At 72.2% G+C, this 23,754-nt stretch carries 20 protein-coding genes; 12 read left to right on the top strand and 8 right to left on the bottom strand.

Going from position 1 to position 23,754, the window contains the following annotated elements:
- Positions 1–216 (bottom strand): hypothetical protein, encoded by a 216-nt coding sequence (locus ACIRQH_RS05145; RefSeq protein ID WP_081220685.1) that lies wholly within the window; start codon positions 214–216, stop codon positions 1–3.
- Between the two features lie 685 nt (positions 217–901).
- Here ACIRQH_RS05145 and ACIRQH_RS05140 point away from each other — a divergent pair.
- The 4 genes from ACIRQH_RS05140 (at position 902) to ACIRQH_RS05125 (ending at position 7,656) form a co-directional block, all read left to right on the top strand.
- Entirely contained in the window at positions 902–2,242 is a 1,341-nt protein-coding gene (locus ACIRQH_RS05140) for a S1 family peptidase (protein WP_404224289.1), read from the top strand.
- 266 nt (positions 2,243–2,508) lie between these two features.
- A complete protein-coding gene (locus tag ACIRQH_RS05135) occupies positions 2,509–4,941 on the top strand; it encodes a SpoIIE family protein phosphatase (RefSeq protein ID WP_388931582.1) in 2,433 nt (810 codons plus the stop codon).
- Between the two features lie 24 nt (positions 4,942–4,965).
- Positions 4,966–5,475 (top strand): metallophosphoesterase family protein, encoded by a 510-nt coding sequence (locus tag ACIRQH_RS05130; RefSeq protein WP_388876935.1) that lies wholly within the window; start codon positions 4,966–4,968, stop codon positions 5,473–5,475.
- A 195-nt stretch (positions 5,476–5,670) separates the two neighbouring features.
- A complete protein-coding gene (locus ACIRQH_RS05125) occupies positions 5,671–7,656 on the top strand; it encodes a translation factor GTPase family protein (RefSeq protein WP_358815889.1) in 1,986 nt (661 codons plus the stop codon).
- Between the two features lie 62 nt (positions 7,657–7,718).
- On the opposite strand, the gene ACIRQH_RS05120 is transcribed toward ACIRQH_RS05125, so the two are convergent.
- Complete coding sequence (locus ACIRQH_RS05120; protein ID WP_404224552.1) at positions 7,719–8,951, bottom strand: glycosyltransferase; 1,233 nt, start codon at positions 8,949–8,951, stop codon at positions 7,719–7,721.
- 286 nt (positions 8,952–9,237) lie between these two features.
- Here ACIRQH_RS05120 and ACIRQH_RS05115 point away from each other — a divergent pair, with 286 nt between their 5' ends.
- On the top strand, positions 9,238–10,230 hold the full coding sequence (locus ACIRQH_RS05115; protein WP_388876941.1) for a polyprenyl synthetase family protein: 993 nt from the start codon (positions 9,238–9,240) through the stop codon (positions 10,228–10,230).
- Between the two features lie 5 nt (positions 10,231–10,235).
- Here the strand turns inward: ACIRQH_RS05115 and ACIRQH_RS05110 are convergent, their stop codons facing one another.
- Together ACIRQH_RS05110 and ctaD are read right to left on the bottom strand one after the other, a co-directional pair.
- On the bottom strand, positions 10,236–10,580 hold the full coding sequence (locus tag ACIRQH_RS05110) for a hypothetical protein (RefSeq protein ID WP_388931869.1): 345 nt from the start codon (positions 10,578–10,580) through the stop codon (positions 10,236–10,238).
- Positions 10,581–10,585: 5 nt separating this feature from the next.
- Entirely contained in the window at positions 10,586–12,274 is a 1,689-nt protein-coding gene (ctaD, locus tag ACIRQH_RS05105) for a cytochrome c oxidase subunit I (protein ID WP_388876944.1), read from the bottom strand.
- A gap of 106 nt (positions 12,275–12,380) precedes the next feature.
- On the opposite strand from ctaD, the gene ACIRQH_RS05100 reads away from it, so the two are divergent.
- Complete coding sequence (locus ACIRQH_RS05100) at positions 12,381–12,944, top strand: RNA polymerase sigma factor (protein WP_388931576.1); 564 nt, start codon at positions 12,381–12,383, stop codon at positions 12,942–12,944.
- Positions 12,937–13,971: a CU044_5270 family protein gene (locus ACIRQH_RS05095; RefSeq protein ID WP_404224285.1), complete on the top strand. Its 1,035-nt coding sequence runs from the start codon at positions 12,937–12,939 to the stop codon at positions 13,969–13,971. Before ACIRQH_RS05100 ends, ACIRQH_RS05095 begins: the two co-directional genes overlap by 8 nt.
- A gap of 363 nt (positions 13,972–14,334) precedes the next feature.
- Here ACIRQH_RS05095 and ACIRQH_RS05090 read toward each other — a convergent pair whose 3' ends face one another.
- Positions 14,335–14,700 carry a nuclear transport factor 2 family protein gene (locus ACIRQH_RS05090; RefSeq protein ID WP_358815894.1) on the bottom strand — a complete coding sequence of 122 codons (366 nt, stop codon included), beginning with the start codon at positions 14,698–14,700 and terminating at the stop codon, positions 14,335–14,337.
- Between the two features lie 171 nt (positions 14,701–14,871).
- Between ACIRQH_RS05090 and ACIRQH_RS05085 the strand changes: the two genes are divergently transcribed.
- Positions 14,872–15,168, top strand: a complete 297-nt coding sequence (locus tag ACIRQH_RS05085) for a hypothetical protein (RefSeq protein ID WP_388876953.1) — start codon at positions 14,872–14,874, stop codon at positions 15,166–15,168.
- A gap of 136 nt (positions 15,169–15,304) precedes the next feature.
- On the opposite strand, the gene ACIRQH_RS05080 is transcribed toward ACIRQH_RS05085, so the two are convergent.
- Both ACIRQH_RS05080 and ACIRQH_RS05075 read right to left on the bottom strand, forming a co-directional pair.
- A complete protein-coding gene (locus ACIRQH_RS05080; protein WP_388876956.1) occupies positions 15,305–16,213 on the bottom strand; it encodes a helix-turn-helix domain-containing protein in 909 nt (302 codons plus the stop codon).
- 394 nt (positions 16,214–16,607) lie between these two features.
- Positions 16,608–18,362, bottom strand: a complete 1,755-nt coding sequence (locus tag ACIRQH_RS05075; protein WP_404224282.1) for an ABC transporter ATP-binding protein — start codon at positions 18,360–18,362, stop codon at positions 16,608–16,610.
- Positions 18,363–18,507: 145 nt separating this feature from the next.
- On the opposite strand from ACIRQH_RS05075, the gene ACIRQH_RS05070 reads away from it, so the two are divergent.
- From ACIRQH_RS05070 to ACIRQH_RS05055, 4 genes are all read left to right on the top strand, one after another.
- Positions 18,508–19,593, top strand: coding sequence for an S-(hydroxymethyl)mycothiol dehydrogenase (locus ACIRQH_RS05070; protein WP_388876963.1), 1,086 nt, complete (start codon positions 18,508–18,510; stop codon positions 19,591–19,593).
- Positions 19,593–20,222, top strand: a complete 630-nt coding sequence (locus ACIRQH_RS05065) for an MBL fold metallo-hydrolase (protein WP_358815899.1) — start codon at positions 19,593–19,595, stop codon at positions 20,220–20,222. Before ACIRQH_RS05070 ends, ACIRQH_RS05065 begins: the two co-directional genes overlap by 1 nt.
- Positions 20,223–20,395: 173 nt before the next feature.
- The gene (locus tag ACIRQH_RS05060) at positions 20,396–21,322 is read left to right on the top strand and encodes an SDR family oxidoreductase (RefSeq protein ID WP_388876966.1); all 927 of its coding nucleotides are present in this window, start codon (positions 20,396–20,398) and stop codon (positions 21,320–21,322) included.
- Positions 21,323–21,445: 123 nt separating this feature from the next.
- Positions 21,446–22,255, top strand: coding sequence for an SDR family NAD(P)-dependent oxidoreductase (locus ACIRQH_RS05055; protein WP_388876969.1), 810 nt, complete (start codon positions 21,446–21,448; stop codon positions 22,253–22,255).
- A 7-nt stretch (positions 22,256–22,262) separates the two neighbouring features.
- Here the strand turns inward: ACIRQH_RS05055 and ACIRQH_RS05050 are convergent, their stop codons facing one another.
- Positions 22,263–23,660, bottom strand: coding sequence for a pyridoxal phosphate-dependent decarboxylase family protein (locus ACIRQH_RS05050; protein WP_404224279.1), 1,398 nt, complete (start codon positions 23,658–23,660; stop codon positions 22,263–22,265).
- Positions 23,661–23,754 lie beyond the last annotated feature (94 nt).

Genomic DNA, 23,754 nt, shown 5'->3' with positions numbered 1-23,754 from the left:
TCAGAGACCGGCGACCAGGCCGGTGACCGCGCCGGTGTTCAGGCCGGTCGCACCCTCGACGGTGCCGACGACCGTGCCCACGACGCCGGAGACCGGGACAACGCCGTCGACCAGGTCGGTGACGGTGCCGACGGCGTTCAGCGCGAGGCCGCCCGAGACGTTGTCGAGGTCGGCGTCGGAGATCTCGGCGGTCTGGAAACGGGGGGTGGAGTTCATGGTGGAACTTCCCTTCATATGGATATTCACAAGGGGGAGAGCGGCCCCCTCTGGGGACAGACGCGGCCGCCACCGCGGAAGCGCGGATCCCGTTGCCGGGAGCATTGCTGCGACCTCCGCGGTGCAACGGATCAAAGCACGGGCGCGCCGCACGCTTCCAATCAACCAGGGCTCCCACCTGGGAACTTGAGCGCCGAGTGCGGTGAAGCGTGCAGGTCTCCACACCACGTTGCGGCGACTTCTTCACACCGTGCGCGGTATCGGCGCACACCCTTGGTTGCCGCCCGCGGGCCGAATCGGACAGTCCGGCCCAATGGTGCGGAGGGGGGCGCGCGAGTGTGCAGATCCCCGGGATGCCGTGACTCCCGTGAGCGCGGGATGTGCAGATTCGCTGAATCCAGGATTCCGCTACCGATTGTCGACGGAGGGTCGCCGCCCGGAAGCGGAGCGTCGCGCACGTCCGCGAGTGGCCCGCCATCCCTGCTTCGCGCCGGGGTCCCGCGCCGGGGACCGTGCCGCGGAAGGGTCTGTTTGTCGCGCAATCCACGCCTATGGACCCGTCAACTCCAGCAGTTTGCAATGGCAGTTGAACACCCCGCCCGGCACTCGCGTATCAACGGGCAACCAGGCGCCCCCAGTCAGCCGCCGGACGGTGGCATCGGCCCCGTCCCCAGGAGGTCAAGAGTTGAGTCACAAACGGATACCCAAGCGCAAGGCCGCGATCGCGGCGGGCAGCGTGGCAGCGCTCGGAGCAGCGGCTCTCCTGCTCCCCAACGCCAATGCCTCGCAGTCGAACGGGGATGACGCCGCCCCCAGAACGTTCAAGGCGACCGACGTCTCCGACGTCGCCGCGCAGCTAGCCTCCCAGCTCGGCGACGCCTTCGCAGGCTCGTACTACGACGCCGGGAACAAGCAGCTCGTCATCAACGTCGTCGGTAACAACAGCAACGTCGTCAACCGGATCGAGAAGGCCGGCGCCGTCGCCCACCAGGTGCAGAACAGCACGTCCGACCTCCGGGCCGCCGCGAAGACGCTGAAGACGGACGCGACGATCCCCGGCACGGCCTGGTCCGTCGACCCGAAGACCAACGAGATCCGCGTGACCGCCGACTCCACCGTCACGGGCTCCAAGTGGGACACGCTGACGTCGACCGTCAAGGACCTCGGTTCCGGGGTGGCGACCGTCAAGAAGTCGGCCGGTACCTTCAAGACCTTCGTCGACGGCGGCGACGCCATCTTCGGCGGGGGCGCACGCTGCTCGCTCGGTTTCAACGTGACCGCGAGCGACGGCAGCCCCGCCTTCCTCACCGCGGGTCACTGCGGTGTAGCCGCCGCCCAGTGGTCGGACGCGCAGGACGGCGCGCCGATCGCCACCGTCGACCAGGCCACCTTCCCCGGTGACGGCGACTTCGCCCTCGTCAAGTACGACGACCCCGCGACCCAGGCCAACAGCGCGGTCGACGTGGGCAACGGGCAGAGCGTCCAGATCAACCAGGCGGCCGACGCCGCCGTGGGCCAGCAGGTCTTCCGGATGGGCAGCACCACCGGTCTGAACGACGGCAACGTCACCGGCCTCGACGCCACCGTGAACTACCCCGAGGGCACAGTCACCGGCCTCATCCAGACCGACGTGTGCGCCGAGCCGGGCGACAGCGGCGGCTCCCTGTTCACCCAGGACGGCAGCGCGATCGGCCTCACCTCGGGCGGCAGCGGCGACTGCACCGTCGGCGGCGAGACCTTCTTCCAGCCGGTGACCACCGCGCTCCAGGCGGTCGGCGCGACGCTGGGGGCGGGCGACGCCGGTGCCGGCGGTGCCGCGGACCCGAGCGCGGGCGCCGGTGACCAGGCGGGCGGAGCTGCCGACGACCAGGCGGGCGGAGCTGCCGACGACCAGGCCGGCGGAGCTGCTGACGACCAGGCCGGCGGAGCTGCTGACGACCAGGGCGCTGCCGACCAGGGCGGCGCGGCCGACGATCAGTCCGGTTCCGGCATGGACGACGGCTCGGGGATGGTGACCACCCCCTGACCCGGCTGAACCCCCAGCCGCCGGTGCCCCCGGTGACGCGGGGCCACTGATCCGGCCAAGGGAACAGGGATTCCGGCCGGTGGTGGACGGTCCGGCCCTCCGGCGGGAGGGCCGGACCACTGCGTCGTACGCCCCCGTCGGACACCGCCGACTCCGTTCGGCAGGTGTTCGACCAGTCCCGCCCGCGAGGCCCCTGCGCAGGCCCGACGCGTTCGGAACGGTCACAGGGGCTGCGCAGGGGCCCCGGAAGCGCTGTAATTGCGGACGTGGTCAGTGAGGGCGCAACGGAACGCGAAACGCGAACCTCGCGTGCCGAAATTGCCCTGAAGACGCTCACCGCGGACCTCGACCCCCGCGAACGGCTGCACCGGCTGCTCGAACAGGCACTCGTCTTCTGCGGTGCCGCCGTCGCCGCCGCGTACGCCCCGAGCGCTGACGGCGACGAACTCCACCTGGCCGGTTCCGCGGGCGTACCCCGGACGCTGTACGGCCTGCGGGACAGCTACCCCCTGTCCGGCACCTCCCCGGCCGCCGAGGCACTGCGCACCGGGCACCCGAGCTGGCTCGGACCGGACGAGGTGGCCCGCTGCGCCGACGCCCGGCGGCTGCCGTCCCAGGATTTCTCCCTGGCCGTGCTGCCCCTGCGGGACAACGGCTGCATGGTCGCCGTCAGTGAGCGCCCCGGCGGCTTCGGCTCCGACGAACGGGTCTGCCTGGCGATGCTCGCCGAGGCCGCCGTGTGCCCGCCCACCCCGCTGCCTGACGACGCGGACGACCTGCCCGCCAGCTCGTTCACCCTCTCCATGGACAGCGGACACGTCGACGTCGACGACGAGGTGCTCGAGCTGTTCGGGCTGGACCCGGAGGACTTCGACGGCAAGGTCGAGACCCTCCTTTCGATGACCGTGCCCGAGGACCTGCCCTCGCTGATGTCCGCGGTCGAACCGGACCACATGTCGCTCGGCGAACGCGAGCTGGAGTTCCGTATCCTCCAGCCCTCCGGCGGACACCAGTGGCTCCGGCTGCGCGCCCGCCTGCTCCCCTCCGGAGAAGGCCGCCCCGCCCGCCTCGTCGGCACGGTCTCCGACGCCTCCAAGCTGCGCTCCGGCCTGAACGACGTGGCCCGCGTCCAGCGGCTCGCCTCGGCCCTCGCCACGGCGGGCACCGTCCGCGACGTCGGCCAGGCGGTCGTCGACGCCTTGCGCGTCCCCCTCCAGGCCGACCGGATCGCGCTCGCCGAGCTGGAGGGCGACCGCCTCGTCGTCACGGTCCTCGACCCGCCCGAACCGGATTCCTGGCCGGAACTGTGGCGCACCGAGTGGCGCTCGGAGTGGCCCGACGCGCCCGTCCGCTCCATGCCCACCCTCGAGGCCGCTCTCAGCGAGGGCCGCCCGGCGATCTGGCCCGCGGGCGCACCCCTGGAACCGGCCCTCGCCGGCGTCGGCCCCGGCGGTCTCGCCGTGCTGCCGCTGCCCGCCGGCGGCCGTATGGCGGGCGCCTGTCTCATCGGCTGGGACGCCCCGCACGACTTCGGCCCCGACGAGCGCGCCCTGCTCACCGCGTCCGCCGGCCTCGCCGGGCAGGCACTGGTGCGCGCCCACGCCTTCGACGCCGAACACGAGCTCATCGGCATGCTCCAGCGGACCCTGCTCCCGCGCCGTCTGCCCAAGCTGCCCGGCGCGGTCGCCGTGGCCCGCTACCTGCCGACCACCTCGGGCCTCGACGTCGGCGGCGACTGGTACGACGTCATCCCGCTGCCGGACAACCACGTCGCCCTCGTCATCGGCGACGTCCAGGGACACAACGCCTCGGCCGCGACGCTCATGGGCCAGATGCGCACCGCCCTGCGCGCCTACGCCGTCGAGGGTCACCCGCCGGACGTGGTGGTCTCGCTCGCCAACCGGCTCCTGCTGGATCTGGAGACCGACCTCTTCGCCACCTGCTGCTACGTCGACGTCGACATGGAGGAGGGCTCCGCCTGGTACGTGCGCGCCGGACACCTCCCGCCCGTGCTGCGTCACCCGGACGGCAGAACCGAGGTCCCCGAATCCGAACCCGGCCCGCCGCTCGGCGTCATCCGGCAGACCGACTTCCCCATGAGTCCCCTCCGGCTGCAGCCCGGCACCATCGTGGCGCTGACCACGGACGGCCTGGTCGAGTCCGTCGAGGTCGACATCGAGGACGGCCTGAACCGGCTCGCGGCGGGCCTGGCCGGATCCGACCCCGCCCACCTCGGTCTCGTCGCCGACGAACTGCTCACGGAAGCCAACCGCTCCGACGACGTGGCCCTCCTCCTGATGCGCTTCGACGGCATGGACGTCCTGCCGTTGCGCGAGAGCTGGACCGTCTGGCGGGTACCCGAGGCGGTCCGGCACGCCCGCCGCTACACCCGGCGCGCCCTGCGCAGCTGGGGCGTCGCCGACCACACGGACGCCGCCCTGCTGATCGTGTCGGAACTCGTCACCAACGCCCTGGTGCACACCGACGGGCAGGTCAGGCTCGACCTCACCCTCGTCCACCAGCGCCTGCGCATCGCCGTCGCGGACAACTCGCCACGCACCCCGATCAAGCCCACCAGCATCGGCTGGGAGGCCACCGGCGGGCGCGGCATCCTCCTCGTCGAGGCGATGTCGGACACCTGGGGCACGGTGCCGGTGAGCGGCGGCAAGCAGGTCTGGAGCGAACTCTCGCTGGAGTGAAGGACGGGGTGACACGCTGGGAGGGTGCGCCTTCTGCTGCTGTCCGACACTCACCTCCCGAAGCGGGCCAGGGAACTTCCCGCCCCGCTGCTCGCCGACCTCCCGCTCGCCGACGTCGTGATCCACGCGGGGGACTGGGTCGACACCGCCACCCTCGACCTGCTGGAGGCCCGCTCCCGCCGGGTCATCGGGGTGTACGGCAACAACGACGGCCCCGAGCTGCGGGCCCGCCTCCCGGAGATCGCCCGCGCCGACCTGGGCGGCCTGCGCTTCGGCGTCGTCCACGAGACCGGCGCCGCTCAGGGCCGGGAGCGGCGCTGCGCGGAGCGCTTCCCCGGCCTCGACGTCCTGGTGTTCGGCCACAGCCACATCCCCTGGGACACCACCGCACCGACGGGCCTGCGCCTGCTCAACCCCGGTTCCCCGACCGACCGGCGCCGCCGGCCGCACTGCACGTACATGACCGCGACGGTGACCGACGACAGCCGGCTCGCCGACGTCACCCTGCACCGCCTGCCACCGCGCACCGGCTGACGCCCGACCGCCGCCGCGTCGCCTCGACGAGCCGGAGACGGCAGTTGGTTGAGCGTTAATCCGTTGCTGCCGGGCGGTGCCTCCTGCTGGAGTGAGCAGGAAGCGTCCACCAGCACCGTCGAGGAGCACCCATGCGCGCACCGTTCATGTCCCCCCAGGAAGGAACCACTCCCATTTCGAAGGACATGACTCGCGGTGCACTTGCTGAACCTGGGAATTCTGGCGCACGTAGACGCCGGTAAGACAAGCCTGACCGAGCGCCTCCTGCACACGGTCGGGGTCATCGACGAGATCGGCAGCGTCGACGACGGCAACACCCAGACCGACTCCCTCGCGCTGGAGCGCCGGCGCGGCATCACCATCAAATCGGCCGTCGTCTCCTTCGCGGTCGACGACACCACGGTCAATCTCATCGACACCCCCGGACACCCGGACTTCATCGCCGAGGTGGAGCGGGTCCTCGGCGTGCTCGACGGTGCCGTCCTCGTCGTCTCGGCCGTGGAGGGCGTACAGGCGCAGACCCGCGTCCTCATGCGTACGCTCCAGCGCCTGCGCATCCCGACGCTGATCTTCGTGAACAAGATCGACCGCCGTGGCGCGCGCTGCGCGGAGGTCCTGGAGCGGATCTCCGAGCGGCTCACCCCGGCGATCGTCCCGATGGGCGAGGTCGGCCAACAGGGCACCCGCGACGCCTACTTCACCCCGTACCCCGCGGCCCGGCTGCGGCCCCACCTCCTCGACCCGCTCGCCGACCACGACGAGGAGCTCCTCGCCGCGTACGTCGAGGACCGCATGTCGCACGACCGTCTGCGCTCCGCGCTCGTCGAGCAGACCGGGGCGGCCCTGGTCCATCCGGTCTTCTTCGGATCCGCCGTGACGGGCGCCGGCGTCACCGAACTGATCGCTGGGGTGCGGGAGTTGCTGCCCGCCGCCAAGGCGGACGCCGAAGCCCCCGTATCGGGAACCGTGTTCAAGGTCGAACGCGGAGCGGCCGGGGAGAAGATCGCGTACGCGCGCATGTTCTCGGGAACCCTGCGCACCCGCGACCGGCTGCCCCTCCACGGCGGAGAGGAGGGGAAGGTCACCGGGATCAGCGTCTTCGACGCGGGCTCGGCCGTCCGGGCGGAGTCCGTGACCGCGGGGCGCATCGCCCGGCTGTGGGGACTCGGTGCGGTCCGGATCGGCGACACCCTCGGCGCGCCGCGGACCTCGTCCGCGGACGGACACCACTTCGCGCCGCCGACCCTCGAGACAGTCGTCTCTCCCCGTCGTACCGGCGACAGGGGGGCGCTGCATCTCGCGCTCACCCGACTCGCCGAGCAGGACCCGCTGATCGACCTCCGTCAGGACGACGTGCGGGGGGAGGTCTCCGTCTCCCTCTACGGAGAGGTGCAGAAGGAGGTCATCCAGGCGACGCTGGCCGACGAGTTCGGCATCGACGTGGTGTTCCGTGAGACGACTCCGCTCTGTGTCGAACGACCGGTCGGCTCGGGCGCGGCGGTCGAGTTCAACCAGAAGGACCCCAACCCCTTCCTCGCGACCGTCGGACTCCGCGTCGACGCCGCGCCGGTCGGCTCGGGTGTCTCCTTCCGGCTGGAGGTCGAACTCGGGTCGATGCCCTACGCGTTCTTCAAGGCGGTCGAGGACACCGTCCAGGAGGCGCTGGGGCAGGGCGTGCACGGCTGGCAGGTCACCGACTGCACGGTCACGATGACGCACTCCGGCTACTCGCCACGCCAGAGCCACGCCCACCAGCGGTTCGACAAGAGCATGTCCAGCACGGGCGCCGACTTCCGAGGGCTCACCCCCCTCGTGCTGATGGACGCCCTGCGGGCGGCCGGCAGCCAGGTCAACGAGCCGATGAACCGCTTCCGTCTGGAGGCCCCCACGGACACCCTGGCGGCCGTGCTGCCGGTGCTCGCCCGGCAGCGTGCCGTGCCGCAGACCACCCGGATGCTCGGCGCCACCTGCGTTCTGGAGGGCGTCCTGCCCGTCATGGAGACGCACGGACTGGAGCAGCTCCTCCCGGGACTGACGCGGGGCGAGGGCGAGCTGGAGTGCGCCTTCGACCACTACGCGCCCGTCGCGCACGGCGCGATCCCGGACCGCCCGCGTACGGACATGAACCCGCTGGACCGGAAGGAGTACCTGCTGAACGTGACGCGCAGGACGGGTGGTTGACGCTCGGGGGAGATGAGCGCGCCGGTCGCCCGAGGTCTGTAGTAGGGCCCCGGGCGGCCTGCTCAGTTCCCCAGACGGCCCAGGGCCCGTGCGACCGGAGTGATGCCGTCCTCGGCGCGCAGCCGTTCCGAGAGGCTCTGGGCGCGCCGACGGTACGCGGGTTCCGTGGTCGCCCTCACCAACGCCGCCGCCAAGCGGTCGGCGCGCAGTCCTCGCAGGGTGAGTCCGCCCGGTGAGACGCCGAGCGACACGAGCCGGGCGGCCCAGAAGCCCTCGTCGAACTGGATCGGTACCGGCACGGCGGGAACTCCGGCCCGCAGCCCGGCGGCCGTCGTGCCCGCTCCGGCGTGGTGCACCACTGCGGCCATGCGGGGGAGGAGCAGCGCGTGCGGGACCTCGCCGACCGTGATCATGTCGTCGCCGGTGGCGCGCAGTTCGCCCCACCCCCGCTGGATCACGCCGCGCAGCCCGGCGGCCCGCAGCGCGCGCACGATCTCGGCGCTCAGCCGACCGGGATCGGGGACGGTGGCGCTGCCCAGACCGACGAAGACCGGCGGCGGCCCGGCGTCCAGGAAGTCCCGCAGAGCGGTGGGGAGTTGTGCGTCCTCACGGTCGTGGGGCCACCAGTAGCCGGACACGTCGAGACCGGGCCGCCAGTCGCGCGGCCGGGGGACGACCAGCGGGCTGAAGCCGTGCTGGACAGGCCAGTTGCGCGCTTCGCGGGAGCGGTGTGCCGCGAGGGGGCCGAGCGGCGGCAGCCCGAGTTGGGCGCGCAGGTGCCGCACGGTGTCCGCGTAGACCCGCTCGACGGCCAGGCTCACCCCGGTCCCGGCCGCCCGGTTGACGGTCGGTCCCCAGGACCGGACGGCCATCACCGGAGGAGCGAACTCACGTGTGGGGGACAGTGGTTGGAGGTGAACGCCCATGCTCGGCAGGGACAGCCCCTCCGCGACGGCAAGTCCGAGCGGCCCCAGTGAACCGGACAGCAGGAGGACGTCGCTGGAGCGGGCGGCCGCGATCAGGTCCTCGGTCAGGCTGCCGACGAGTGCCCGGGCCATCTCGACGAGCCGCAGGATCTTGCCGACCCCGGTGACACTGCGGTGCAGCCGCTGCCCGCGCGCCGACTCCAGCTCGGCCCGGGGATCGACGGGGAGAGCGTGGAACCCGACCCCCGAACCGGCGACCAGCGGCTCGAAGCATCCGTGCGACACCAGGGTGACGTCGTGCCCGGCCCGCACCAGACCGTGTCCGAGCCCGGTGAACGGCGCCACGTCGCCCCGCGAACCCGCGGTCATGATCGCTACTCGCACGACGGACAGTATGGCGCTCGCGCGGCCGTCACGACCCCGCCAGGCCCCGCGCGCATCACGGATCGACGACCGAACGGCCGAAGCCCGACCGGTGGGCGGGCCGCCGTTCGACCGGTGGGCGGGCCGCCGTTCGACCGGTGGCGCACAGGGTCGGGCGGCGGGCATCCGGCCATGGCGCGAATTCGCCCTAGCTCCCGATGATGCCGAATGATCGAATCAGTGCTCGATTAATCTCGGTGGTGGGGGTGGGCCCGTGCAGGTGATGTCGTACATGGATCTGCATCGTGAGATGTCCTCGGACATCCGGGCGGAGCGGGAGACCGTGCTCGATCTGCTGGGAGCGTCCGCCGGGTCGGTCCGCGCGGTGGTGGCCGAACTCCTGGAGAACAGGACGTTCACCTATCCCCTCGGCGTGCTGCCGCTGATCGTCCACGGGGTGGAGACGGGTGCGCCCGGGCCGGCCGTTCCGCTCGCCGTCGTCAGCGACCTGTGGTGGACCGCCGCGTGCTACCTGGACGACCTCGCGGACGGCCAGGCCGCCTCCGCCGCCGGAGCCCTCGACGAGAGCGAGGCACTGCTCGCCACCGTCATCGGCGGAACCATGCTGCCGCTGCTCGTCGTTCAGTCCCCGCGGATACCCGAGGCGGCGCGCGGTCCGTTGTCCGCCGAGGTCGTCCGGTGCTGGATCAGCGCGACCGAAGGACAGTTGAGGGACCTGCGCGCGGACGTCGGGGCCGCCACGCGCGAGGCGGTGGTCGCGGCGTACCTCGGGAAGTCCGGCGCGCCGTTCAGCATGGTCACCGCCATGGCGGCGGTACTGGCGTGCCGGGCGGACGAACGAGTCGAACTGTGGCGGGAGTTCGGCAACGCCTTCGGCATCCTGTGGCAGCTGTTCAACGACCAGCACGACATCCTGACCGGCCGCAACGAGGACCTGGCCAACGGCACGGTGACCTATCTGCTGGCGTGCGCCCTGGACGGTGCCGCGCCCGGCGGCGCCGACGAGATCCTCCGGCTGCACGCCGACGCGCGCAGTTCACCCGAGGCCCGTGCGGCCCTCACCGCGGTTCTCCTCGCGCCGCACGTGCTCCGCCAGTACGAGGAGGACCTCATCCGCTTCCGGGACGGAGCGCACGGCCTCCTCGACAAACTCGGCGGGCACGCCGCCCATCTCTCCCTCCTGCACGACCTGGTGGACCTGGCCTCCCCGGTGCTGCTGCGCCCGGAGGAGGCCGTCGCCGGCGCGGTCCCGGCCCGGGACTGACGGGGCTACGCGCCCGGCACGGTCGTCAGCGCGAGCGCCGCCAGCACGAGGGCGGCGCCCACGAGCGCTGTCGCCCACCAACGCCTGCGCAGGGCGCGGTACCTCTCCTCGTACTCGGCCCGCAGCTCGCTGCCCCGGCGGGCGGTGCGCTCCCAGGACCGCCGGGCGAGCGCGAGGTGGGCCTCCTCGTAACGGGCCTCGACCTCCTCCCGCTGACTGTCCGTCAGCCATACCAGCGAACCGGCGAAGCGGACCGCCTCGGCGCGGCCCTCGGCCCGCGCGGCCGCGATGAGGAGATGGCCCTCCAGTTCCCGGATCAGAGCACCCGCCGCCGTCGGACGGTCGTCCATGGCCGTCACCGCAGCTCCTTGCGGGCCGGCTCCGCCCGTACGGAGCGAGCGGCCCCGATGCCGGGATGGTGCAGGTCGAACGCCGGGGACTCCGACCGGATGCGCGGCAGGACACGGAAGTTGTGCCGGGGCGGCGGACACGAGGTGGCCCACTCCAGTGAACGGCCGTACCCCCACGGGTCGTCGACCTCGACCCTCTCCCCGTACCGGGCGGTCTTCCAGACGTTGTAGAGGAACGGCAGGAAGGAGATGCCGAGCAGGAACGACGAGATCGTGGACACCGTGTTGAGCGTGGTGAGCCCCTCCACCGCCAGGTAGTCCGGGATCCGGCGCTGCATGCCGTTGGCACCCAGCCAGTGCTGGACGAGGAAGGTGCCGTGGAAGCCGATGAACAGCGTCCAGAAGGTGATCTTCCCGAGGCGCTCGTCGAGCATCCGGCCGGTGAACTTGGGCCACCAGAAGTGGAATCCGGAGAACATCGCGAACACGACCGTACCGAAGATCACGTAGTGGAAGTGGGCCACCACGAAGTAGCTGTCCGAGAGGGGGAAGTCCATCGGGGGCGAGGCCAGCATCACACCGGTCAGGCCGCCGAACACGAAGGTCACCAGGAAGCCGACCGCCCACAGCATCGGCGTCTCGAAGGACAGCGAACCCTGCCACATCGTGCCGATCCAGTTGAAGAACTTCACCCCCGTCGGCACCGCGATCAGAAACGTCATGAACGAGAAGAAGGGCAGCAGCACACCACCGGTGACGTACATGTGGTGCGCCCACACGGTCACCGAAAGACCGGCGATCGCGATGGTCGCTCCGATCAGTCCCGTGTAGCCGAACATCGGCTTGCGCGAGAACACCGGGATCACCTCGCTGATGATCCCGAAGAAGGGCAGCGCGATGATGTACACCTCCGGATGCCCGAAGAACCAGAAGAGGTGCTGCCAGAGCAGCGCCCCTCCGTTCGCCGCGTCGAAGACGTGGGCACCGAACTTCCGGTCCGCCTCCAGAGCGAACAGCGCCGCCGCGAGAACGGGGAAGGCGAGCAGCACCAGGACGCCCGTGAGCAGCACGTTCCACACGAAGATCGGCATCCTGAACATCGTCATGCCGGGCGCCCGCATACAGATGATCGTCGTGATGAAGTTGACCGAACCGAGGATCGTGCCGAAGCCGGAGAAGGCCAGACCCATGATCCACATGTCGGCGCCGACACCCGGCGAGTGCACCGCGTCCGACAGCGGGGCGTAGGCGAACCAGCCGAAGTCGGCCGCGCCCTGCGGGGTGAGGAACCCGCCGACCGCGATGAGCGAACCGAGCAGGTACAGCCAGTAGGCCAGCATGTTCAACCGCGGGAACGCCACATCGGGCGCACCGATCTGCAACGGCATGATCCAGTTCGCGAACCCGGCGAACAGCGGCGTCGCGAACATCAGCAGCATGACGGTGCCGTGCATCGTGAACGCCTGGTTGAACTGCTCGTTCGACATGATCTGCAGCCCGGGGCGCGCCAGTTCGGCGCGCATCAGCAGCGCCATCACCCCGGCCAGGCAGAAGAACCCGAACGCCGTGACCAGATAGAGCGTGCCGATCGTCTTGTGGTCCGTGGTGGTCAGCCATCTCACCGCGGCGGTTCCCCGGCGGCGTACGCGCACCGGAGGGGGCGCGGGCAGCGCCGTGACAGTGTTGCTCTCCATGCCCCGCCTGTGTCCGGCGCCCGTACGGCCGTCACACTGAAGTCCTGCGACGAGCGTCACACCACACGGGTGTGACCACGGAGGACGTGCCGGACACCTACCGATCATGAGCAACGACGAGAGCTTCGCCGCTGCCTATCGCGAGCACTACTGGGCGGTCAGCCGCTACGTTGCGCGGCGACTGGACGGCCGGAGCAGTGATGTCGAGGAGGTGGTGGCCGAGGTCTTCACCGTCGCCTGGCGACGGCGGAACGACCTTCCGGCCACCGCACTTCCCTGGCTGTACGGAGTGGCCCGCCACTGCGTGGCCAACGCCGTACGCGGCTACGGGCGCCGCCGCAGGCTCCTCGACCGGATCGGCAACGACGAGAGCGCGCAGGGCAGGCACGTCGTCCAGGGCCCCGATGCCGGGTCGCCCGCCGACTGGGTGCACGAGGCGCTGGCCCGGCTCTCCCCGGCCGACAGGGAAGTCCTGCGCCTGACGGCCTGGGAGGAACTCGGTGCCGAAGAGGTCGCCGTCGCGCTCGGCTGCGGCAGCCGCGCCGCGGCGATGCGTCTGCACCGCGCCCGCCGCCGGCTCGCCGCCGAGATGGACGGCCTGCGGACCAGCGTGGCCGTCGGCCCCGCAACGACCCGTCGCGACACCCCGAAGGAACACGGCCATGGCTGACGAACTCGACCTGCTGCGCCGCGCCAACCCGGTGCCCGCCGACGACCCCCGCTTCCACGAGCGCCCGCTCGACCCGGGGGCCGAACACCGACTCCACGTCCTGACCCGCACCGGCCGCGCGCATCCCGCCGGGACCGGACGCCGCCCCCACCTCGGCCCGCTGCTCGACGCCCTCCGGCAGCGCCGTCCCCGCGACTGGGCCTGGACCGTCACGGCGGCCGCCGCCGTCGGTGCCGTCGTCCTCGGCCTCACGTTGTCCGGCCCCGCCACCGTCCCCGCGGTCGCGGCCCCCCGCCCCCTGGTCGTCGAGACGGGCTCCGCCCCGCTGCCCCTGGACGTGCTCGCCGACCGGGCCGCCGCTCAGGGTGCGCGACTCGGACTCCGCCAGGGCACCCATGTGCAGACCTGGAGCCTGAGCATGGTCTCGGGGCCCGGAGCCCGCCCGCCCGTCACCCTGCCCGAGGAACGCGTCGTGCGCTGGGCGGCGGACGACAGTCACACGGAACTGGTCGTGGCGACCGACCCGAGCCACCCCGGGAAGCCCGTCGTCACCGACGCCGACCCCGTCCCCCGTACGGTCGAGGACGGCCATGTCATCAGCCGTCGGACGTACCCTCCGAGCTGGAGCGACGCCCCGCCGAGCGCCCGGCCCCCGCACGACACACGGCGGTTGCGTGCCTACCTGGAGGAGATCGACCGCCGCGACGCCATGGACACCGGCGGACTCCTCGACGCTGTCAGCGACCTGCTGGGCAACTGGACGCTCGGCAGCAGGGAGACCGCCGCGCTCACCCGCCTCCTCGCCGACGCGCCGGGTTTGCGCCCCGCAGGGGCGGTCACCGACCGGCTGGGCCGCCCCGGGCAGGCGTACGTGTACGACGACAAGGCGCACTCGGTCCGCCGGATGCTCATCCTGGACCCGGCCGCCGGAACGGTTCTCGGGCTGGAGGACACCGTCACCCGGGGCGACCGCGAGTTCGGCGTGAGGACGGGCGACGTGATGTCCTACTCCGCCTGGCTGCGCTGACCGCTTCCGCCTCGGGGCCGGGCGCCGACACACCAGCGGCGCGCGGGTCGTTTGTCGGTCCCGGTCCGCACCGGTGTCGCGGCGTCGTCGTCGGGCCGGTCCGCACGGGCGAGTCCCGCCCACCGGCACCAAGGGCTCACCGCCGTCGGATACGCAGCCTACGGACGGTACGCGAGGTTCCGGGCGGCGGCTGGGAACGCGCCGCTCTGAGGACCGAGTCCAGCAGGGAGGCGGACACCCGCAGACCCGCCGCGGAGACCGGCCGGCGCCGCGTCCGCGTGGGCCGCGACCGGCCCATGCCCGCGGTCGCCGAGAAGGTCCAGGTCAGACTCGACCTGATCTGGACCTTCGGCCAGTTCCTTTCTACTCGTCCCATGCCTGGACCAGCGTCTGGTCGACGATCTTCCCGTCGCGGAGCGACATCATCGACGTGCTCATCACCCGGACCCCGTCGGGGTACTCGCAGGACTCGGTGAAGGCGACGTGGTCGCCCTGGACGACGCACTGGTCCATCCTGTGCGTCATGTCCCGGCTGTACACGTCGTCGAGCATGTCGCCGATCTCGGCGCGACCGTGTTTGACCATCGGATGGCTGGGCTGGGTGTTCCGGTCGACGACACGCAGTTCCGCGTCGTCGGCGTAGAGCGACAGCAGATCTGCCGCCCTGTGTCCTTCAATGCCCCGGCGCAGCGCTTCGGTGTCGAAGGCGGGGGCTGTCGCTGTGCCCATGGTGACCTCCTCGGGAAGTCCGCGACCGGCCAGGAGCCGACCGCGAAGGGCCTCTGTACCGAGACTCCTCCGCCGCGGGGCGCACGGCAAACGCAGCCCCACGATCCGCCTCTCGGGTGAGCCCGGCGGGCGGGCCGTGTCCGCCCGGTGGCCGCGGCCGTTGCTGAAGGCATGATCTCAACACGACGTATCGCCGCCGCCGTTGGTCTCGCCGTCGGCGTCACGGGACTCGCCGCGCCGATGGCGGCCGCGGCGGGCTCCGAGGCCCACACCGCCGGGAAGCTGAACCCCATCGCCACGCTCGACTCGCTCGCCCTGAGCGACATCCCGGCCGAGCACCAGGCCGAGCTCCCGCGGCCCTCCGCGCAGCTCAAGGGTCTCAACGGGCTGAACGACCTGTACCAGCTCCACCAGGTGACCGACCTGGCCGCGCCCGTCACCGGGCTCCTCGGCGGCATCGAGAGCTAGCGGAGCGTGCGCCGGTTCCGGCGCGGCGACGGCGGGCCCGCCACGGACGAAGACGTTCCGTGGCGGGCCCGCCGTTCGTGTTCACCCGGGGCGTCACCCCCGCCGCGGGAGTCGTCGCGCACCGTGGGCCCGGGACTCACACCCCGGCCGGCCGCTCGCCCCGGACCGCCGTGCGGAACGCGATAGGGGCCTGACCGGCCCGCTGGTGGAAGTACTTCGCGAAGTTCGTGGCGCTGGAGAAGCCCAGCTGCGCGGCGATACGGGCGGCCGCCAGGTCGGTGTGGGCGAGCAGCCGCTTCGCCTCCAGGACGACGCGGCGGTCGACGAACTCCTTGGCGCCGACCCCCGCCGTGTCCAGGGTGGCCCGGGACAGCGTGCGCGTCGAGTAGCCGAGGGCCACGGCGTAGTCGTCCACGCGGCGGGTGTGTGCGAAGTCCCGCTCGACCGCGCCACGGAAGCGCAGAAAGGTTTCGCTTGGTGCGTGGCCCGGGTCGCCCGGCGTGCCGAGATGGGCCACGCGCAGGATCAGCACGTCCAGCAGTTGGCGCAGCACGGTGGCGTGCGCGTCGGCCGGCAGTCCGCCGCGGCCGGTGAACTCCTGCCGCAGGTGGTCGACCGCCGCCCGCAGTGACACGGCGTCCTCGGCATCCGGGGTGCGCAGCACGCGCGCGTGCGGATCATCGAGTCCCGCCGCGCACACCGTGGCGGGGTCCGGGACGTGGCGCTCGAAGACGATCAGTGTTCCCTCGGCGTGCGTGAGGTCCCCCCACTGCAGGACCTGCCCGGGGCGGGCCCACAGCCAGGAGCCCGGCCGGACGTCGTAGGCGGTGAAGTCCACGGCGGGCCGCGCGGTGCCGGAGGCGAGCGTCAGCAGATGGTGACAGGCGGGGCGCTGCGGCACGTCCGGGCCGGTCCCGCGGCTGCGGGACGCGGCGCGCAGGGCGGCCAGCGGGATCACTTCCAGTCCGGCGGGTGTGCCGACGGAGTCCGCGGAGATGTCCTCGGGGATGGCCTGCCCGGCCGGGTGTCCGTTCTTGACCGTCATGAGTCGCCTGTGTATCCGGGTGGGACGTGCCCTGCCGCCCGGTGAGGGACGGACGCCGAGCGGACGGCGCCCCGAGTGGCGGAAGGAGGGCATCACCCTAAAGGAGAGGCGGTCCGTGGCCAAGGAATTCCAGGACATCGCTCCCCGTGAGCGAACGGTGGCGGTTCGGGGGGTGTCGTGTGGATCACCGCTGTTTCGCGCCGATCCGCACGACAGCTCCCCTGTTCCGGACCCTGGCGCGGTCCGGGGCGAGAAGCTCGGCCCCGTCCGGGGCGAATGACCGTGACCCCGTCGGAAGGGACGGCACCGGCCTCGGCCGGCTCCGGCGCCGGCCTCGGGCCCTCCCTCCACCAGCCTCTTCAGGCTCCGCTACGCCGGTCCCGTCCTGCCCGACTCAGACGGCGGTCGCGAGGAACTGGGTGGTGGCCAGTTCGGCGTACAGCGGGTCGGCGGCCACCAGCTCCCGGTGCGTGCCGACGGCGCGGACGCGGCCCGCGTCCATGACCACGATGCGGTCGGCCGTCGTCACGGTGGACAGCCGGTGCGCTACCACCAGCACCGTCGTCGTCCGCGCCACGTCGGCGACCGTGTCCCGCAGCGCGGCCTCGTTCACGGCGTCGAGCTGCGAGGTGGCCTCGTCGAGGAGCAGCAGCCGGGGACGGCGCAGCAGGGCCCGGGCGATCGCGACCCGCTGGCGTTCACCGCCCGACAGCTTCGTGCCGCGATGTCCGACGAGCGTCTCGAGCCCGCGCGGCAGCCGGGACACCAGACCGTCCAGGCGGGTCGTCCTGAGCACCCGGGTCAGCTCGCCGTCCTCGGCCTCGGGATTGCCCATCAGAAGGTTGTCGCGCAGCGAGCCCGACAGCACCGGGGCGTCCTGCTCCACGTAGCCGATGGCGGACCGGAGCAGCGGCAGGTCCCAGTCCTCCAGCGCCCGGCCGTCCACCGTGATCCGGCCGGCCTCGGGGTCGTAGAAGCGCTCGATGAGCGAGAACACCGTGGTCTTGCCCGCGCCGGAGGGGCCGACGAACGCGGTGAGTCCACGGGCCGGAACGGTGAACGTCACCCCGTGGTGGACGTACGGCAGGTCGTCCGCGTACCGGAAGCGGACGTCGTCGAAGGCGAGTGCGGCGGGCTCGGCGCCCGGGGTGGGCAGCGGCACGGGCCGGGCGGCCGGTTCGGCGGGCAGCCGCAGGGCCTCCTCGATCCGGGAGAGGGCGGCGGCGCCGGACTGGTACTGCGTGACCGCTCCCACCACCTGCTGGATCGGCGACATCAGATAGAACACGTAGAGCAGGAAGGCGACCAGGGTGCCCACGTCGATGGCGCCCGTCGCGACGCGGGCGCCGCCCACCGCGAGGACCGTGATGAACGCGGTCTGCATGGCCAGACCGGCCGTGTTGCCCGCCGCCGCCGCCCACTTGGCGGCCCGCACGCTCTGCCGCCAGGACTCCTCCGCCGCCGCGTGGACGGCCGCCTCCTCGCGGTGCTCCGCGCCGGACGCCTTGATCGTGCGCAGGGCTCCGAGGGTCCGCTCCAGCGCGGCCCCCATCGCCCCGACCGCGTCCTGCGCCCGCCTGCCGGCCTGGTTGATGCGCGGAACGATCAGTGCGAGCACCGTCCCCGCGCACAGGATCACGCCCACGGTGACGCCCAGGAGCACCACGTCGACCAGCCCCATCATCACGACCGTCGCCACCAGCGTGAGACCGCCGGTGCCGAGACCGACCAGCGAATCGGTGGTGACCTCGCGCAGCAGGGTCGTGTCCGAGGTGATGCGGGCCATCAGGTCGCCGGGCTCGCTGCGGTCCACCGCGGGTATGCGCAGCCGCAGCAGATACGACGAAAGGGCGCGCCGCGCGCCGAGCACCACCGACTCGGCGGTGCGCCGCAGCACGAACGAACCCAGCGCCCCCACGGCCGTGTTGGTCACCACCAGGGCAGCCATCCCGAGCAGCGCGCGGCCGATCGCCCGGTCGTGGGACAGGTCGTCGATCAGCCCGCGCGCCACCAGCGGCAGCACCAGACCGGTCGCCCCGGTGGCGAGCGCGAGCAGTGCGCCCGCGAACAGCGCCCAGCGGTGCGGTCGTACGTACCCGAGCAGCAGGCGCCACGGGGGCACCTGCCCCGCGGTGTCGGTCAGGCTCACGGCGCTCCTCGCGGGAGTTGAGACGGGACGCTCAGGCTACGTCGGCGACGGGACCCGGGACGCCGGGGCCACCTGGCCTTCTACCGGCCGGTCACACCGTAGGGTCGGTCGACGGAACGTCGACCAGGAAAAGGGGCTCAGTCACATGGCGCAGGAAGTACGGGGCGTGATCGCACCGGGCAAGAACGAGCCGGTGCGTGTCGAGACCATCGTCGTGCCGGATCCGGGGCCCGGCGAGGCCGTGGTGAAGATCCAGGCCTGCGGCGTCTGTCACACAGACCTGCACTACAAGCAGGGCGGAATCAACGACGACTTCCCGTTCCTGCTCGGTCACGAGGCCGCCGGGATCGTGGAGTCGGTCGGCGACGGTGTCACGGACGTGGCACCCGGCGACTTCGTCGTCCTCAACTGGCGCGCGGTGTGCGGGCAGTGCCGTGCCTGTCTGCGCGGGCGGCCCTGGTACTGCTTCGACACCCACAACGCGAAGCAGAGGATGACGCTGACGGACGGCACCGAACTGTCCCCGGCACTCGGTATCGGCGCCTTCGCGGAGAAGACGCTCGTCGCCTCCGGCCAGTGCACCAAGGTCGACCCCTCCGTCTCCCCGGCGGTGGCCGGTCTCCTCGGCTGCGGGGTGATGGCCGGCATCGGCGCCGCCATCAACACGGGCAACGTCGGCCGGGGCGACACGGTCGCCGTGATCGGCTGCGGCGGAGTCGGCGACGCGGCGATCGCCGGGGCCCGCCTCGCCGGCGCGGCGAAGATCATCGCCGTGGACATCGACGACCGCAAGCTCAGGACCGCCGAGAAGCTCGGCGCGACCCACACCGTCAACTCCCGTGAGAACGACGCCGTCGAGGCGATCCGCGCACTCACCGGCGGTTTCGGCGCCGACGTCGTCATCGACGCCGTGGGCCGCCCGGAGACGTACCAGCAGGCCTTCTACGCCCGCGACCTCGCCGGTACGGTCGTCCTCGTCGGTGTCCCCACCCCGGAGATGAAGCTCGAACTCCCGCTGCTCGACGTCTTCGGCCGCGGCGGCTCCCTCAAGTCGTCCTGGTACGGGGACTGTCTGCCCTCCCGCGACTTCCCGATGCTGATCGACCTGCACCTCCAGGGCCGACTGGACCTCGGCGCGTTCGTCAGCGAGACGATCGCGTTGGACGACATCGAGGCCGCCTTCGAGCGGATGCACCACGGTGACGTGCTGCGCTCGGTGGTGATGCTGTGATGACCGCCCGCATCGAACACCTCGTCACCTCGGGCACGTTCTCCCTCGACGGCGGCACCTGGGACGTCGACAACAACGTGTGGATCGTGGGCGACGACCACGAGGCGATCGTCATCGACGCCGCGCACGACGCCGACGCCATCGCCGAGGCGGTGGGCGACCGGCGGCTGACCGCGATCGTGTGCACACACGCCCACAACGACCACATCGACGCCGCCCCCGCCCTGGCCGAGCGCACCGGCGCCACCATCTGGCTGCACCCCGACGACCTGCCGCTGTGGAAGGTCACCCATCCCGACCGGCTGCCCGACGCCTGGCTCCAGGACGGGCAGGTCATCGAGGCGGCGGGCGCGGACCTCACCGTGCTGCACACCCCGGGCCACGCACCGGGCGCGGTCTGCCTCTACGACCCGGGTCTCGGCACCCTCTTCTCCGGCGACACCCTCTTCCAGGGCGGGCCGGGCGCGACCGGCCGGTCCTACTCCCACTTCCCGACGATCATCGACTCGATCCGTGACCGGCTGCTCGCCCTGCCGGCCGAGACGGTCGTGCGGACGGGACACGGCGACACGACCACGATCGGCGCGGAGGCCCCGCACCTGGAGGAGTGGATCGCCCGCGGGCACTGACGCCCGCGCGAGCGGGATCCCGGCGGCCCCTGTGGGGGACCGCCGGGCAGGCGTCCGGCGACACAGCCGAAACGCTCCCAAATACCTGACAGAAGGTGTCCGGCTTCCAGGAGAAGCTCGTAGCGACACACGGGCGGGGACAGCCCGGGTGCGCCACGGTACGGAGGTCGGACATGTCGGGGTCGTCGCACGACACGCTGCGGGACAAGGTCGCGCTGGTCGCGGGAGGGACCAGGGGAGCGGGTCGCGGGATCGCGGTGGAACTGGGCGCGGCGGGCGCCACCGTCTACGTGACCGGGCGGAGCACACGCGCCCGGCGCTCCGAGTACGACCGTCCGGAGACCATCGAGGACACCGCCGACCTGGTCACCGCGGCGGGCGGCCGGGGCATCGCCGTCCCCACGGACCACCTCGTCCCGTCCGAGGTCGAGGCGCTCGTCGCCCGCATCGCGGACGAACAGGGGCGCCTGGACATCCTGGTGAACGACATCTGGGGCTCCGAGAAGCTCTTCGAGTGGGACACCCCCGTCTGGGAGCACGACCTCGACAACGGCCTGCGCCTGCTCCGGCTCGCCGTCGAGACGCACGCCGTCACCAGCCACCACGCGCTGCCCCTGCTGCTGCGCCGGCCCGGCGGCCTGGTCGTCGAGATGACGGACGGCACGGCGGAGTACAACCGCGACACCTACCGGGTCTCCTTCTTCTACGACATCGCCAAGTCGGCCGTCCTGCGGATGGCGTTCGCCCTCGGACACGAACTGGGCCCCCGCGGCGCGACGGCCGTCGCCCTCACCCCCGGCTGGATGCGCTCGGAGATCATGCTCGAAGCCTTCGGCGTCACCGAGGAGAACTGGCACGACGCCGAGGAGCGAGTCCCGCACTTCTCCATCTCCGAGACACCCTTCTACGTGGGGCGAGCGGTCGCCGCGCTGGCCGGTGACCCGGACGTCGCCCGCTGGAACGGGCAGTCGCTCTCCGGCGGTCGGCTCGCCCAGGAGTACGGCTTCACCGACCGGGACGGCAGCCGCCCGGACGCCTGGCGCTACATGGTCGAGGTCCAGGACAAGGGGAGGCCCGCGGACGTGACCGGCTACCGGTGACGGAGTTGCCCATGAGGACGGCGGGCGCCCGGATCCGGGAGGCGGAGGTACGCGCCCGCCCGGACGAGATCGCGGTCGTACGACGTCTGTCGCGGCGGCGATCATGGCAGTACGTTCCCTGCCATGACTGCGATGAGGCGATTCGAAGGACACGGAGTTCTGATCACGGGCGCGGCCCGGGGCATCGGCGCGGCGACCGCCCGACGCTTCGCCGAGGAGGGTGCACGGGTCCTCGTCACCGACGTGGACCTGGCGGCGGCCGAGAAGACCGTGGGCACGCTGCGCGAACTCGGCGCCCGCGCGGAGGCGTTCACGTGCGACGTGGCGGACAGGACCCAGGTCGAGGCCGCGGTGGCGTACGCGGTTGAGGCCTTCGGCTCCCTCGACGTGCTGGTCAACAACGCCTACCGGTGCACCCCGGACGCCCCGCTCTTCGAGGACGAGGAGGACGAGGACTGGGCCCTGGACCTGGACGTCACGCTGAGCGGCGCCTACCGCTGCTCCCGCGCGGCCCTCCCTCACCTGGTGGCCTCGGGCCGCGGGGCCATCGTCACCATCGGTTCCGTCAACGGCATCCAGGACTTCGGCAACCACGCCTACAGCGCGGCCAAGGCGGGGCTGATGTCGCTCACGCGCACGCTGGCCGGGCACGCGGCGGAGCGCGGTGTCCGCGTCAACCTGGTGGCACCGGGCACCGTCCGCACCACGGCGTGGGAGGGCCGCGACGACGATCTCGCCGTCGCGGCCGGGCTGTACCCCCTCGGCCGGGTCGGCGAACCGGAGGACATCGCGGCCGCCGTCGCCTTCCTCGCCTCCGCGGACGCCGCCTGGATCACCGGCACGACCCTGCGCGTCGACGGCGGGGTGCTGGCCGTCAACACCGGGTTCCGGCAGGTTCGCCGGCGCCCCGGGGACGACGGCGAGGAAGGCTGAACCGGCCTCAGGAGCGAGCGTCAGCGCGGCAGCGCACGAGTGCCTCGAACACGCGGTCCGTGTCCTCCTCCGTCGTACGCCAGTTGCTGAACGCGGCACGCAGCCCGTGCGTCCCCGCGTAGAACGTCGGGGTCACGAACGCCTCGCCCGACGCGGCGACGGCATCGGCGAACGCGTGGACGCGCCGCTCCGTCGGATCGTCGGCGAGCGTGAAGCAGACGACGTTCAGTCGGACCGGCGCGAGGAGGCGCAGTCCCGCGACGCCGGCGATCCGCTCGCCGAGACGCCGGGCGAGCGCGACGTTGCGCTCGACGATCTCCCGATGCCCCGCCCGGCCGTACGCCGCCAGGGAGAACCAGGCCGGGAGCGCCCGCAGCCGGCGGGAGTTCTCCGGCGTCAGATGCAGGAAGTCCGGTTCACCGGTGGGGAGTCCCAGATAGGGCGACGCGTTGTGGAAGACCTTCACCTGAAGATCCTGGCGGCGGGTGAACTGCACGGCCGCGTCGTAGGGGACGTTGAGCCACTTGTGCAGGTCGACGCAGACGGAGTCGGCCGCGTCCAGGCCCGCGACCAGCGGGGCGTAGGCGGGGGACAGGGCGGCGAAGCCGCCGAACGCGGCGTCGACGTGCAGCCAGAAGTCGTGGCGCTCCCGGAGCGCCGCGATCGCCCTCAGGTCGTCGAAGTCGACCGTGTTCACCGTCCCGGCGTTCGCCACGACGACGGCCGGGCCGTCGAGTGCGCCGAGCGCGGCGTCCAGCGCCGCGACGTCGACAGCCTCCCGGTTGCCGGGCAGCACCGGCACCGGGCGCAGGCTGTCCCGGCCGAGACCGAGCACGGACAGCGCCTTGGCGACGCTGGAGTGCGGGCTTCCCGACAGCACGGTCACCGGGCCCAGCGCGGCGACGCCCTCGCGCTCGACCGACACACCCCGGCGCTCGCCGAGCCACTCCCGTGCGACGGCGAGCCCCACCGTGTTGGAGACCGTCGCCCCGCTCACGAACGCCCCGCGGTGCTCCTCGCCCAGCCCGAACAGCTCGCGCAGCCACCCGAGCGTCTCGTGCTCCAGGGCGCTCGCGACGGAACCGGTGCTCCCGGACACGTTCTGGTCGAAGGCGCCGGTCAGCCAGTCCCCGGTGAGGGACGCGGGCGTCGCGCCGCCGGTGACGAAGCCGAGGTAGCGCGGACCGGCGGAGCCGGAGAATCCCGGTGCCCACTGCTCCGCGAACCGGGAGAGGGCACCTGTCGCGCCCTCTCCCTCGACGGGCAGGGGCGCGGGGCCGGGTGCGCCGTCCGGGTGGGCGACCGGGCGGTCGCCCAGACCGCTCAGCTCCCGGGTGGCGACGTCGCGGGCGGCCTGGAGGAGTTCGGGGAAACGCGCGAGGTCGTCGGCGAGAGCGGGATGCATGACCGCAGCGTAGGCGCGTCACCCCGCCCGGTCCCCGGTCCAATCCGGAGGAACTGGACCGGTGTCGAGGGGCGCCGATCGGCGAGGAATGTCA

Origin of the sequence: Streptomyces sp. NPDC102279, assembly GCF_044766365.1 — a bacterium.
Lineage (GTDB): Bacteria > Actinomycetota > Actinomycetes > Streptomycetales > Streptomycetaceae > Streptomyces.
This window is presented reverse-complemented; position numbering and strand designations above follow the sequence as displayed.